This window comes from Pseudomonas sp. MPR-R2A5, assembly GCF_058793055.1.
The window spans coordinates 83,515-96,985 of record NZ_JBXAFK010000010.1 but is presented as its reverse complement, the minus strand read 5'-3'; the positions used below and the strand labels follow the sequence as shown (position 1 = coordinate 96,985).

Annotated in this window: 10 protein-coding genes; all 10 read right to left on the bottom strand. The window is 60.1% G+C overall.

Annotated features, from left to right (window positions below):
- Window positions 1-106 precede the first annotated feature (106 nt).
- Entirely contained in the window at window positions 107-1,396 is a 1,290-nt protein-coding gene (gene eno / locus AC1Q6I_RS10320) for a phosphopyruvate hydratase (RefSeq protein WP_024073841.1), read from the bottom strand.
- 152 nt (window positions 1,397-1,548) lie between these two features.
- The gene (gene kdsA, locus AC1Q6I_RS10315; protein WP_024073840.1) at window positions 1,549-2,394 is read right to left on the bottom strand and encodes a 3-deoxy-8-phosphooctulonate synthase; all 846 of its coding nucleotides are present in this window, start codon (window positions 2,392-2,394) and stop codon (window positions 1,549-1,551) included.
- Between the two features lie 5 nt (window positions 2,395-2,399).
- Window positions 2,400-4,031: a CTP synthase gene (gene pyrG, locus AC1Q6I_RS10310; protein WP_024073839.1), complete on the bottom strand. Its 1,632-nt coding sequence runs from the start codon at window positions 4,029-4,031 to the stop codon at window positions 2,400-2,402.
- 273 nt (window positions 4,032-4,304) lie between these two features.
- Window positions 4,305-5,624, bottom strand: coding sequence for a tRNA lysidine(34) synthetase TilS (gene tilS, locus AC1Q6I_RS10305; protein WP_102624159.1), 1,320 nt, complete (start codon window positions 5,622-5,624; stop codon window positions 4,305-4,307).
- A gap of 164 nt (window positions 5,625-5,788) precedes the next feature.
- The gene (gene accA / locus AC1Q6I_RS10300) at window positions 5,789-6,736 is read right to left on the bottom strand and encodes an acetyl-CoA carboxylase carboxyl transferase subunit alpha (RefSeq protein WP_024073837.1); all 948 of its coding nucleotides are present in this window, start codon (window positions 6,734-6,736) and stop codon (window positions 5,789-5,791) included.
- Window positions 6,737-6,884: 148 nt separating this feature from the next.
- Window positions 6,885-10,406 carry a DNA polymerase III subunit alpha gene (gene dnaE / locus AC1Q6I_RS10295; RefSeq protein WP_069075391.1) on the bottom strand — a complete coding sequence of 1,174 codons (3,522 nt, stop codon included), beginning with the start codon at window positions 10,404-10,406 and terminating at the stop codon, window positions 6,885-6,887.
- Between the two features lie 77 nt (window positions 10,407-10,483).
- Entirely contained in the window at window positions 10,484-11,116 is a 633-nt protein-coding gene (rnhB, locus tag AC1Q6I_RS10290) for a ribonuclease HII (RefSeq protein WP_024073835.1), read from the bottom strand.
- Window positions 11,113-12,252: a lipid-A-disaccharide synthase gene (gene lpxB / locus AC1Q6I_RS10285; RefSeq protein WP_024073834.1), complete on the bottom strand. Its 1,140-nt coding sequence runs from the start codon at window positions 12,250-12,252 to the stop codon at window positions 11,113-11,115. The genes rnhB and lpxB overlap by 4 nt, the downstream gene beginning before the upstream one ends.
- Window positions 12,253-12,254: 2 nt before the next feature.
- Window positions 12,255-13,031 carry an acyl-ACP--UDP-N-acetylglucosamine O-acyltransferase gene (lpxA, locus tag AC1Q6I_RS10280; RefSeq protein ID WP_024073833.1) on the bottom strand — a complete coding sequence of 259 codons (777 nt, stop codon included), beginning with the start codon at window positions 13,029-13,031 and terminating at the stop codon, window positions 12,255-12,257.
- Window positions 13,028-13,468, bottom strand: coding sequence for a 3-hydroxyacyl-ACP dehydratase FabZ (gene fabZ / locus AC1Q6I_RS10275; RefSeq protein WP_016976866.1), 441 nt, complete (start codon window positions 13,466-13,468; stop codon window positions 13,028-13,030). Before fabZ ends, lpxA begins: the two co-directional genes overlap by 4 nt.
- Window positions 13,469-13,471: the final 3 nt, after the last annotated feature.

The following is a 13,471-nucleotide window of genomic DNA, read 5'->3' as shown; positions in this document are numbered from 1 at the left end:
AGCCTGGAAGAACCAGGCTTGTGCTTGATAGCCACCAGATTAGCGTTGAAATTCACACTGTCGTGATCTTTCCGACGCAACCCGAAGACTTTTTACCATTTACTGATCAGCCGCGAAACTCACCGCGACCGTTGTACTTGGCTTTACCTGCCAGTTGCTCTTCGATACGCAGCAATTGGTTGTACTTGGACACGCGGTCGGAACGGCACAGGGAACCGGTCTTGATCTGGCCCGCCGAGGTGCCCACGGCCAGGTCGGCAATGGTCGAGTCTTCGGTTTCGCCGGAGCGGTGGGAGATCACGGCGGTGTAGCCCGCAGCCTTGGCCATCTGGATGGCTTCCAGGGTTTCGGTCAGGGTGCCGATCTGGTTGAACTTGATCAGGATCGAGTTGGCGATCTTCTTGTCGATGCCTTCTTTCAGGATCTTGGTGTTGGTCACGAACAGGTCGTCGCCCACCAGCTGGATTTTCTCGCCGATCTTGTCGGTGAGGATTTTCCAGCCATCCCAGTCGGACTCGTCCAGGCCGTCTTCGATCGAGATGATCGGGTAGCGCTGGGTCAGGCCCTTCAGGTATTCAGCGAAACCTTCGGAGTTGAACACCTGGCCTTCGCCGGACAGGTTGTACTTGCCGTCTTCATAGAACTCACTGGCCGCGCAGTCCAGGGCCAGGGTCACGTCGGTGCCCAGCTTGTAGCCTGCGTTGGCCACGGCTTCGGAGATCACTTTGAGTGCATCTTCGTTGGACGCCAGGTTCGGTGCGAAACCACCTTCGTCACCCACCGCCGTGCTCAGGCCACGGGCCTTCAGTACAGCCTTGAGGTGATGGAAAATCTCGGTGCCCATGCGCAGGCCTTCGGAGAAGGTCTTGGCGCCAACCGGCTGCACCATGAATTCCTGGATATCAACGTTGTTATCCGCGTGCTCGCCGCCGTTGATGATGTTCATCATCGGCACCGGCATGGAGTACACGCCTGGAGTACCGTTGAGGTTGGCGATGTGGGCGTACAACGGCAGGTCCTGGTCCTGGGCGGCGGCCTTGGCAGCGGCCAGGGACACGGCGAGGATGGCGTTGGCGCCCAGGCTGCCTTTGTTTTCAGTGCCGTCGAGCTTGATCATCGCGTGGTCCAGGGCTTTCTGGTCCAGCGGGTCCTTGCCCAGCAACAGGTCACGGATCGGGCCGTTGATGTTGGCTACCGCTTTGAGTACACCTTTGCCCAGGTAACGGCTCTTGTCGCCATCACGCAGTTCCAGCGCTTCGCGCGAACCGGTGGAAGCACCGGACGGCGCGCAGGCGCTGCCGATGATGCCGTTATCGAGAAGCACGTCGGCTTCGACGGTGGGGTTGCCACGGGAGTCGAGAACTTCACGACCTTTGATGTCGACGATTTTTGCCATTGTTGTAAACACTCCAAAGTTGACGAAAACGCTCTATACCGCTCGATTTAACTTGTCGCGCACATTGCAATACTTGGAACAAACTTGCCAGTAATAGTGCCCTATCGGGCCTCATCGCGAGCAAGCTCGGCTCCTACACGGAGAAATGGCGCTTACGCGGTCTCTACCGTCGGAAAACTCTTGACCAGTTCGTCCAACTGCTTGAGTTGGGCCAGGAATGGCTCCAGCTTGTCCAGGCGCAGGGCGCAGGGGCCGTCGCACTTGGCGTTGTCCGGGTCCGGGTGGGCTTCCAGGAACAGCCCGGCCAGGGACTGGCTGATGCCCGCCTTGGCCAGGTCCAATACCTGGGCACGACGCCCACCCGCGGAATCGGCGCGGCCACCTGGCATTTGCAGCGCGTGGGTCACGTCGAAGAACACCGGGTATTCGAACTGTTTCATGATGCCGAAACCGAGCATGTCCACCACGAGGTTGTTGTAGCCGAAGCTCGAACCGCGCTCACAGAGAATCAACTGGTCGTTACCCGCTTCCACGCACTTGTTCAGGATGTGTTTCATCTCCTGAGGCGCGAGGAACTGGGCTTTCTTGATATTGATCACCGCGCCGGTCCTGGCCATGGCGACCACGAGGTCGGTCTGGCGCGACAGGAAGGCCGGCAACTGGATGATGTCACACACCTCGGCGACCACGGCAGCCTGTTCAGGCTCGTGGACGTCGGTGATGATCGGCACGCCGAAGGCTTGCTTGATGTCCTGGAAGATCCGCATGCCTTCTTCAAGGCCCGGGCCCCGATAGGAGGTCACGGACGAGCGGTTGGCCTTGTCGAAGCTGGCCTTGAACACGTAAGGGATACCCAGTTTCTGGGTCACCTTTACGTACTCTTCACAGACCTGCATCGCCATGTCGCGGCTTTCCAGCACGTTCATGCCGCCGAACAGCACCATGGGCTTGTCGTTGGCAATCTCGATATCGCCAACGCGAATGATCTTCTGGGCCATCAGGTTTACGCCTTCTTCTGATGTTGCGTCAGTGCTGCTTTGACGAAACCGCTGAACAACGGGTGACCGTCGCGCGGTGTCGAGGTGAACTCAGGGTGGAACTGGCAGGCCACGAACCACGGATGATCCGGCGCCTCGACCACTTCAACCAGCTTGCCATCACCCGAGCGACCGGAGATTTTCAGGCCGGCGGCTTTGATCTGCGGCAGCAGGTTGTTGTTCACTTCGTAGCGATGACGGTGACGCTCGACGATCACATCCTTGCCGTAGCAGTCGTGAACCAACGAACCCGCTTCCAGCAGGCAGTCCTGTGCGCCAAGGCGCATGGTGCCGCCCAGGTCGGAGGTTTCGGTACGGGTTTCAACGGCGCCGGTGGCGTCTTCCCACTCGGTGATCAGACCCACGACCGGGTGGCCGCTGGAGTGATCGAACTCAGTGGAGTTGGCGTCCTTCCAGCCCAGCACGTTACGGGCGAACTCGATAACGGCCACCTGCATGCCCAGGCAGATCCCCAGGTACGGCACCTTGTTCTCACGGGCGTACTGCACGGCGGTGATCTTGCCTTCCACGCCACGCAGGCCGAAACCACCGGGAACGAGGATCGCATCAACGCCTTCGAGCAGCGCGGTGCCTTGGTTCTCGATGTCTTCAGAATCGATATAGCGCAGGTTGACCTTGGTACGGTTGCTGATGCCGGCGTGGCTCATCGCCTCGATCAGCGACTTGTAAGCGTCCAGCAGCTCCATGTACTTGCCGACCATGGCGATGGTGACTTCGTGCTCAGGGTTGAGCTTGGCGTCGACCACGGCTTCCCACTCGGACAGGTCAGCACCGCTGCATTGCAGGCCGAAACGTTCGACCACAAAATCGTCCAGGCCCTGGGAATGCAGGATGCCTGGGATCTTGTAGATGGTGTCGGCGTCTTCCAGGGCAATCACCGCACGTTCTTCAACGTTGGTGAACTGCGCGATCTTGCGACGCGAGGAGATATCGATCGGGTGATCGGAGCGGCACACAAGCACGTCCGGCTGCAAGCCGATGGAACGCAGTTCCTTGACCGAGTGCTGGGTTGGCTTGGTTTTGGTCTCGCCCGCGGTGGCGATGTACGGCACCAGGGTCAGGTGCATCAGCATCGCGCGCTTGGCGCCGACCTCGAAACGCAACTGGCGGATGGCTTCGAGGAACGGTTGGGATTCGATGTCACCCACGGTGCCACCGATCTCGACCATCGCCACGTCGGCATCGCCCGCACCCTTGATGATACGGCGCTTGATTTCGTCGGTGATGTGCGGGATCACCTGAATGGTTGCACCCAGGTAGTCACCACGACGCTCCTTGCGCAGCACGTGTTCGTAGACACGGCCGGTGGTGAAGTTGTTGTTCTGGGTCATGGTCGTGCGGATGAACCGCTCGTAGTGGCCCAGGTCCAGGTCGGTCTCGGCGCCGTCGTGGGTGACGAACACTTCACCGTGCTGGAACGGGCTCATGGTGCCCGGGTCAACGTTGATGTATGGGTCCAGCTTGAGCATGGTGACCTTAAGTCCCCGCGCCTCCAGGATGGCCGCCAATGAAGCGGAGGCAATGCCTTTCCCCAATGAAGAAACAACACCGCCCGTGACGAATATGTAGCGCGTCATGAAAAACCCTAGAAGTCTGCGTTAAAGCGGTCCGAGCCGCCGGGGAAAGCGAAGGAAGGCCGAAGCCCCCGATCACCTGCATTAATCACAGTGCACCTTTCAAAAAAACCGCCGCGTGGTGACAGACCAGCAATGAAACACCGGTACGTTGATCGCTACACATTTTTTGGAATCGCCCAGCAAAGACTGCTTGGTAATCGGCAACTGCTGCGATTCAGGCGAATCCACAGAAGTTGTATCAAGAAGGGAGCGTAGTCTACCGGAAAGGCTCTATCAGCTCAAACCTTGATCGCAGGTCTGTGGCATCCAGTGCAATTGCCAGCTATCACTCGGTACTGGCCAGAGCCCCGCGAGGCTGGGCACACCCAGCAATTGCTCGCCCTGGTACAGCAGCGGCAATCTGCCACGGACAAAGCCTGGCAGCCCGCTTTCGTTAAGCAGACGCTTCAAGTCACGCCGGCCACGCCCCGGCACCTCAAGCATTTCACCGCCGTGGCGATAACGGACCTCCAGAGGACCGTCGGGCGCCTTGCCGATAAATTCCAGCCGCCCATTGCCGGGTAACACCAGCGGGTTTTGCGGCAGCGACCAGCTCACCGATGCGTCGGAAAAATCCGACCAAGTGGAGGGCAGCCACCAAATGCGCTCGCCGCAACGGTGTAATTCACCGTCGGCCAGGCGCCAAAGGGGCTGAGCGTCGGCCTTGGCATCTCGCAGAGAGAACCAACTTGCCCAGTGGTCGCTGTCTGGCAAGCGCGTCAGCGGTGTCAGCCAGTGGCGCAGGGCATTGCGCTGGCGGGCATCGGAAAGTTCGCGCAGTGGGCCGAGGTCCAATGACGGCAAAACCAGCCAAGGAAACGCTGAAGGCTGATCGGCGGCTCGCAGGTCCATGCAGGCCAACTCGCCCAGCAACGCCTGGGCTTCACTGAGGTGTTCGGCCGTGCGGGCCAGATTGGAGACGGCTTGAGGCCAACGTTCGGTCAGCGTTGGGATCACGCGGTGACGCAGGTAATTACGGGAGAAGCGTGGGTCGGCGTTGGAAGGATCGTCAATCCACTTGAGCTGATGATCACTGGCATAGGCTTCCAACTCGGCGCGCGAGACATCCAGCAATGGCCGCGCCAGATAACCACCTGCCAACGGGCGATGCGCAGGCATTGCGGCAAGCCCTCGCACCCCCGCGCCGCGCAGCAGGCGAAACAGCAGCGTTTCGGCTTGATCATCGCGATGTTGGCCGGTGAGTACCACCTCCCCCACCCCAGTCACCTTGGTAAACGCCTGGTAACGCGCCTCACGGGCGGCACGCTCAAGGCTGGCGCCGGACTGCACCTGCACGCGCATGACCCGCAAGGGTACGCCCAGGCTGTCGCACACCGACTGGCAATGAATTGGCCAGGCGTCGGCGACAGCCTGCAGGCCATGGTGGACATGGATAGCGTTGAGGAGCGGCAATGTTTCGGATTTTGCCAGGGTGGCCAAAAGGTGCAGCAGGACAGTGGAATCAAGGCCACCGGAGAATGCGATATGCCAGGCCGGAGCGTTGCGCCAGGGCGCCAGGGTTTGCAAGAGTCTGGCGGGCAGAGCCGGTTTCATAACAGGTTACCGCCTCTGATCTGGAATACGTTCGCCAAGCATACACAAAGCAAATGTGGGAGAGGGCTTGCCCCCCGATAGCGGTGAGTCAGTCACTGGCTACATTGACTGACACTCTGCAATCGGGGGCAAGCCCCCTCCCACATGTTGGTATTGCGGCGGTCTTAGAGACCGTAGCTCATCAAACGCTCGTAACGACGGGCCAGCAGCGCTTCGTTATCCAGCTTCTTGAGCATCGCCAGTTGCGAGCCCAGCTCGGCGCGGATGGTCGCGGCAGCGGCAACTGGGTCACGGTGAGCACCGCCCAATGGCTCGGCGATCACTTTGTCGACAATCCCCAGGCCCTTGAGGCGATCAGCGGTAATGCCCATCGCTTCAGCGGCGTCCGGCGCTTTCTCGGCGGTTTTCCAGAGGATCGACGCGCAACCTTCTGGCGAGATCACCGCGTAGGTGGAATATTGCAGCATGTTCAGCTGATCGCAGACACCAATGGCCAGCGCACCGCCGGAACCGCCTTCACCAATCACAGTGGCAATGATCGGGGTTTTCAGGCGGGCCATGACCCGCAGGTTCCAGGCGATCGCTTCACTCTGGTTGCGCTCTTCAGCGTCAATACCTGGGTAGGCACCCGGGGTGTCGATGAAGGTCAGGATCGGCATCTTGAAGCGCTCAGCCATCTCCATCAGGCGGCAGGCCTTGCGGTAGCCCTCTGGACGCGGCATACCGAAGTTGCGACGCACTTTCTCGCGCACTTCACGGCCTTTCTGGTGACCGATCACCATCACCGGCTGGCCGTCCAGGCGGGCGATACCGCCCACGATGGCCGCGTCGTCGGAGAAATGGCGGTCGCCATGCAGCTCGTCGAATTCGGTAAAGATGTGCTGAATGTAGTCCAGGGTGTAGGGACGGCGCGGGTGGCGGGCCAGGCGCGCGATCTGCCAGCTGGTCAGCTTGCCGAAGATGTCTTCGGTGAGCGTGCTGCTCTTGTCTTGCAGGCGAGCGATCTCATCGCCGATATTCAGCGAATTGTCATTGCCGACCAGGCGCAGTTCTTCGATCTTGGCTTGCAGGTCAGCGATCGGCTGTTCGAAATCAAGAAAATTCGGGTTCATAAGCGTCCGTCTTGGGTCGACGGCCAAGGGGTGCCTGGCCAGCCGGTTATCTATTCGCGCCCTACCTTAAGGGAGAGGCGCGTCTAGGTCGAGATTAAATGTTTCGTCAATCAGGCTCATTGCCAGCAACTGGCTATCTACCGAGCCATCAACGGTATTGGAGGAAGACGTTGTCTCGCCCAAACTGGTCACGCAAAGCTTGAATCAAGCCATCAGCGGGATCAATTCGCCAGGTCTCGCCGAACTGCAACATCGCCTTCGCGTCGTTACCGGTGTACTCCATGGTCACCGGGCACGCGCCACGGTGACGTTTTAGCAGGTCACCCAACCAGCGTAGCTGATCGCCCTTGAGAGCCTCGGTTTTCACCTTCAGGCGCAGGCTTTCGGCCAGGTTGGTGCGCGCATCCTCCATGCTCATCACCCGCTTGATCCGCAGGCGCAGGCCACCGGAGAAGTCGTCGTTGCTGACCTCCCCTTCCACCACCACCATGGCGTCGGTCTGCAACAGCGACTGGGCGGAGTGGAAGGCATCGGCAAACAGCGACGCTTCAATCCGGCCCGAGCGGTCGTCGAGGGTGATAAAGCCCATCTTGTCGCCCTTTTTATTTTTCATCACGCGCAGCGCGATGATCATGCCGGCGACGGTCTGGGTGTCGCGCGCCGGTTTCAGGTCGATGATGCGCTGACGGGCGAAACGACGGATTTCACCTTCGTATTCGTCAATCGGGTGACCGGTCAAGTACAGGCCCAGGGTGTCTTTTTCACCCTTGAGGCGCTCCTTGAGGGTCAGCTCCTTGGCCTTGCGATGGTTGGCATAGACATCCGCGTCTTCTTCGACGAACAGCCCGCCAAACAGGTCGGCGTGGCCGCTGTCGTGGGTACGGGCGGTCTGCTCGGCGGCCTTGATCGCTTCTTCCATGGCGGTCAACAGCACCGCGCGGTTACGGTCGATATTGGCCTGGTAGGCCTTCGGCTCATCATGGAAGTACGGCCCAAGACGGTCGAGTGCGCCGCTGCGGATCAAGCCATCGAGGGTACGTTTATTGATGCGCTTGAGGTCGACCCGGGCACAGAAGTCGAACAGGTCCTTGAACGGGCCGTCTTGGCGCGCTTCGGTAATGGCTTCCACCGGGCCTTCGCCGACGCCCTTGATCGCGCCCAGGCCATAGATGATACGGCCCTCGTCGTTGACCGTGAACTTGAACTCCGAGGCGTTCACGTCCGGCGCGTCGAGACGCAGCTTCATGGTGCGCACTTCCTCGATCAAGGTCACGACCTTGTCGGTGTTGTGCATATCCGCCGAGAGTACCGCCGCCATGAAGGGCGCCGGGTAGTGGGCTTTCAGCCAGGCGGTCTGGTATGAGACCAGGCCGTAGGCGGCGGAGTGGGATTTGTTAAAACCGTAACCGGCGAATTTTTCCACCAGGTCGAAGATGTTACCGGCCAGGTCCGCGTCGATATTGTTGGTGGCGCAACCTTCAATGAAACCACCGCGCTGCTTGGCCATTTCCTCGGGTTTTTTCTTACCCATGGCGCGACGCAGCATGTCCGCACCACCCAGGGTGTAGCCGGCCATCACCTGGGCGATCTGCATCACCTGTTCCTGATACAGGATGATGCCGTACGTCGGCGCCAATACCGGCTTGAGGCCTTCGTACTGGTAGTCGGAGTGCGGGTAGGCCAGTTCGGCGCGACCGTGCTTACGGTTGATGAAGTCGTCCACCATGCCCGATTGCAGCGGGCCCGGACGGAACAGGGCGACCAGTGCGATCAAGTCTTCCAGGCAGTCGGGCTTGAGCTTTTTGATCAGCTCCTTCATGCCACGGGATTCCAGCTGGAATACCGCCGTGGTTTCGGCTTTTTGCAGCAGTGAATAGGTCGGTTTGTCGTCCAGCGGGATAAACGCGATATCCAGCGGTTCTTCACCGACCTTGGCACGGTCACGGTTGATGGTCTTGAGCGCCCAGTCGATGATCGTCAGGGTTCGCAGGCCGAGGAAGTCGAACTTCACCAGGCCGGCAGCCTCGACGTCGTCCTTGTCGAACTGGGTGACCAGGCCGCCGCCTTCTTCATCGCAATAGATCGGCGAAAAGTCGGTCAGCTTGGTCGGTGCGATCACCACACCACCGGCGTGCTTACCGACGTTACGGACGACGCCTTCGAGCTTGCGCGCCATTTCCCAGATTTCGGCAGCCTCTTCATCGACCTTGATGAAGTCGCGCAGGATTTCTTCCTGTTCGTAGGCTTTTTCCAGGGTCATGCCGACTTCGAACGGGATCATCTTGGACAGGCGATCCGCCAGGCCGTAGGACTTGCCCTGTACCCGCGCAACGTCGCGGATTACCGCCTTGGCGGCCATCGAACCGAAGGTGATGATCTGGCTGACCGCGTTGCGGCCGTATTTTTCGGCCACGTACTCGATCACACGGTCGCGACCGTCCATGCAGAAGTCGACGTCGAAGTCGGGCATGGAGACCCGTTCCGGGTTGAGGAACCGCTCGAACAGCAGGTCATACTCCAACGGATCGAGGTCGGTGATCTTCTGCACATAGGCCACCAGCGAGCCGGCACCTGACCCCCGGCCCGGACCTACCGGCACGCCGTTGTTCTTGGCCCACTGGATAAAGTCCATCACGATCAGGAAGTAACCGGGGAACCCCATCTGGATGATGATATCCAGCTCGAAATTCAGGCGGTCGACGTAGACCTGGCGCTTGGCTTCGTAATCTTCGGTGGTGTCCTTGGGCAACAGGACCGAGAGCCGCTCCTCAAGCCCATCGAACGAGACTTTGCGGAAGTATTCGTCGATGGTCATGCCATCGGGAATCGGGAAGTTGGGCAGGAAGTGCTTGCCCAGCTTCACCTCGATATTGCAGCGCTTGGCAATCTCGACGGAGTTTTCCAGGGCCTCGGGCAGGTCGCTGAACAGCTCGGCCATTTCCTCGGCGCTCTTGAGGTACTGCTCTTCGCTGTAGTTCTTCGAGCGACGCGGGTCATCCAGGGCCCGGCCTTCACCGATGCACACACGGGTTTCGTGGGCTTCGAAATCTTCCTTCTTGATAAAGCGCACATCGTTGGTCGCCACCAACGGTGCCCCCAGCTTGTCGGCCAGCGCCACGGCGGCGTGCAGATGCTCTTCATCGTTGGGACGGTTGGTACGCTGGACTTCCAGGTAGAAACGGTCGGGGAAGACAGCCATCCACTCGCGGGCCAGCACTTCAGCTTCCTGCGGGTTGCCGCCAAGCAGCGCGATACCGATTTCGCCCTCTTTGGCCGCCGAGAGCATGATCAAGCCCTCGCTGGCTTCGGCCACCCACTCACGCTCGATGATGATCGAGCCGTTGCGCTGACCGTCGATAAAGCCGCGGGAGATCAATTCGGTGAGGTTGCGATAACCCACGCCATTCATCGCCAACAGGCTGATGCGGCTCAGGGGGTTATCCGGGTCTTTGTTGGACAGCCACAGGTCGGCGCCGCAGATCGGCTTGATACCAGCGCCCATGGCGTTCTTGTAGAACTTGACCAGGGAGCACATGTTGTTCTGATCGGTAACCGCCACCGCGGGCATATTCATGCCCACCAGGGTTTTGACCAGTGGTTTGATCCGTACCAGGCCGTCGACCAGGGAGTATTCAGTGTGCAGGCGCAGGTGAACGAATGAAGCCGGCATAGTGATCCTGTCCAGAAACTTAGAAACAACAAGGCCCGGGATTGTACCGGGCCTGGGCAAAAACATCAGCCTCGCGACTAAACCTCGCTGGGGCTCTCGCGCAGCTCGTAGGCCTGGCGCACCGGGGCGAACGAGCGCCGGTGGATCGGGGTGGGACCGAGGCGAGCCAGGGCTTCCAGATGAACGGGGGTCGGGTAGCCTTTATGACCGCCGATGCCATAACCGGGGTAGATCAATTCGAACGCGGCCATTTCACGGTCGCGGCTGACCTTGGCCAGGATCGAAGCTGCGGCAATCGCCGGCACCTTGCTATCCCCCTTGACCACCGCTTCGGCCGGCATCGCCAGTTTCGGGCAGCGGTTGCCGTCGATCATCGCCAGTTTGGGCGTGATATGCAGGCCCTCGACAGCGCGCTGCATGGCCAGCATGGTGGCGTGGAGGATATTCAGTTCGTCGATCTCTTCGACTTCGGCCCGGGCAATATGCCAGCTCAAGGCTTTTTCACAGATCTCGTCGTAGAGTTTTTCACGGCGCGCTTCGGTGAGCTTTTTCGAATCGTTGAGACCCAGGATCGGGCGACTCGGATCAAGGATCACCGCCGCGGTGACCACCGCGCCACACAGCGGGCCACGCCCGACTTCATCAACGCCAGCCACCAGCGCATGGGCTTCGGCAACCAGACTGAAATCCAGGCCCATTTGCGTGCTCATAAGGCTTCCTGTTGTTGGCCAATCAAGGTCAGCACGGCATCAGCCGCCTGGTTCGAAGCATCACGGCGCAGGGTGCGGTGGATGTCATCGAAACCACGGGTCTGCTCTTCGCCGCCGTCGATCAAGGGTAGTAGCGTTTGTGCCAACGCCTCGGGCGTTGCATCGTCCTGCAACAACTCCGGCACCAACAGGCGCTGGGCCAGGAGGTTGGGCAAGGAGATATAGGGGCTCTTGACCATGCGCTTGAGAATCCAATAGGTCAGCGGCGCCAGGCGATAGGCCACGACCATCGGACGCTTGTAGAGCAAGGCTTCCAGGGTCGCGGTGCCCGAGGCAATCAGCACCGCGTCACACGCCGCAAGGGCCAGGTGCGACTGGCCGTCAAGCAGCGTCAGCGGCAGGTTGCGCCCCTCCAGCAGTGTTTCGATCTGCGCACGACGTTGCGGGCTGGCACACGGCAATACGAAGCGTATGCCAGGCTTCAGCGCCTGAAGGCGCTCGGCCGCATCGAAAAACACACTGGCCAGGCGACCGACTTCGCCACCGCGACTGCCGGGCATCAATGCAACGAGCGGACCGTCGGCCAAGCCCAGTTCGGCACGCGCTGCGGCGCGATCTGCCTGCAGGGGGATGGTATCGGCCAACGTGTGGCCAACAAACCGTACCGGCACGCCCTTCTCTTCGTAGAACCTGGCTTCGAACGGTAGCAAGGTCAACATCAGGTCGCAGCCTTCACGGATCTTCAGTACACGTTTCTGCCGCCACGCCCACACCGACGGACTGACGTAATGCACGGTCTTGATCCCGGCCTGACGCAGCTTGAGTTCAATATTGAGGGTGAAGTCCGGTGCATCGATACCGATAAAGACGTCGGGCTTTTCTTCGATCAGCGTCTGAATCAACAGCTTGCGTCGAGCCAGCAGCTCGCGCAGACGGCCCAGCACTTCCACCAGCCCCATGACCGACAGGCGCTCCATGGGGAAGTATGACGTGAGCCCTTCGGCCTGCATCAGCGGGCCTCCCACACCGATGAACTCCACCGCTGGATGCTGGGCCTTCAACGCCCGCATAAGGCCCGCACCCAGGATGTCGCCGGAAGCTTCTCCGGCGACCAACGCAATACGCAGATTGGCCATGATCAGCGGGTAATGCCGCGAGTAGACGCCTGGATCGAGTCACGGAACACCGCGACTTCCGGGAATAACGCAGCCGGCTCGGTCAGTTCATTCAAGGCCTGTTCGACCGTCAACCCCTGGCGGTAAACCACCTTGTAGGCGCGGCGCAGGGCGTGGATCGCCTCCTCGCTGAAACCACGACGGCGCATGCCTTCGAAGTTCATGCTGCGGGCTTCGGCCGGGTTGCCGAAGACCGTGACGAATGCCGGGACGTCCTTGCCGATGGCAGTGCCCATGCCGGAAAAGCTGTGGGCGCCGATATGGCAGTACTGATGCACCAGGGTGAAGCCGGACAGGATCGCCCAGTCATCAACATGCACATGGCCCGCCAACGCAGTGTTGTTGACCAGGATGCAGTGGTTGCCGATAACGCTGTCATGGCCGATGTGGGCATAGGCCATGACCAGGTTGTGATCACCCAGCGTGGTTTCGGCACGATCCTGCACGGTGCCACGGTGAATGGTCACGCCTTCACGGATGATGTTGTGATCACCGATTACCAGGCGCGTCTCTTCACCTTTGTACTTCATGTCCGGGGTGTCTTCGCCTACCGAGGAGAACTGGTAGATGCGATTGTGTTTGCCAATGCGGGTCGGACCTTTGAGGATCACGTGCGGCCCGATGACAGTCCCCTCGCCGATTTCCACACCTGCGCCGATGATCGACCAGGGGCCGACCTCAACGTCGGCGGCCAGAACGGCCGACGGATCGATGATTGCGCGAGGGTCAATCAAACTCATAGTTTGCGTTCCGCACAGATGATCTCTGCGGAGCACACCGGCTTGCCATCCACCGAGGCCTGGCATTCGAACTTCCAGATCTGGCGCTTGCAGCTGATGAACTTGGCTTCCAGGATCAGCTGGTCACCCGGGGTGACGGGGTTGCGGAAACGCAACTTGTCGGAGCCCACGAAATAGTAAAGCGTGCCGTCGGCAGGCTTGAGGTCGAGCATTTTAAAACCAAGGATACCGGCAGCCTGGGCCATTGCTTCGATGATCAACACGCCGGGCATGATCGGATGCGCGGGAAAGTGACCATTGAAGAATGGTTCGTTGATGCTGACATTCTTGTAGGCACGAATGCGCTTTTCCTCAATGTTCAGGTCCACTACACGGTCCACCAGCAGGAACGGGTAACGGTGAGGCAGGTATTCGCGAATCTCGTTGATGTCCATCATTTC

What these genes read in the sequence shown, in the direction of transcription:
- eno (WP_024073841.1), bottom strand. Translation starts at nt 1,396, where the DNA reads ATGGCAAAAATCGTCGACATCAAAGGTCGTGAAGTTCTCGACTCCCGT.
- kdsA (WP_024073840.1), bottom strand. Translation starts at nt 2,394, where the DNA reads ATGGCCCAGAAGATCATTCGCGTTGGCGATATCGAGATTGCCAACGAC.
- pyrG (WP_024073839.1), bottom strand. Translation starts at nt 4,031, where the DNA reads ATGACGCGCTACATATTCGTCACGGGCGGTGTTGTTTCTTCATTGGGG.
- tilS (WP_102624159.1), bottom strand. Translation starts at nt 5,624, where the DNA reads ATGAAACCGGCTCTGCCCGCCAGACTCTTGCAAACCCTGGCGCCCTGG.
- accA (WP_024073837.1), bottom strand. Translation starts at nt 6,736, where the DNA reads ATGAACCCGAATTTTCTTGATTTCGAACAGCCGATCGCTGACCTGCAA.
- dnaE (WP_069075391.1), bottom strand. Translation starts at nt 10,406, where the DNA reads ATGCCGGCTTCATTCGTTCACCTGCGCCTGCACACTGAATACTCCCTG.
- rnhB (WP_024073835.1), bottom strand. Translation starts at nt 11,116, where the DNA reads ATGAGCACGCAAATGGGCCTGGATTTCAGTCTGGTTGCCGAAGCCCAT.
- lpxB (WP_024073834.1), bottom strand. Translation starts at nt 12,252, where the DNA reads ATGGCCAATCTGCGTATTGCGTTGGTCGCCGGAGAAGCTTCCGGCGAC.
- lpxA (WP_024073833.1), bottom strand. Translation starts at nt 13,031, where the DNA reads ATGAGTTTGATTGACCCTCGCGCAATCATCGATCCGTCGGCCGTTCTG.
- fabZ (WP_016976866.1), bottom strand. Translation starts at nt 13,468, where the DNA reads ATGATGGACATCAACGAGATTCGCGAATACCTGCCTCACCGTTACCCG.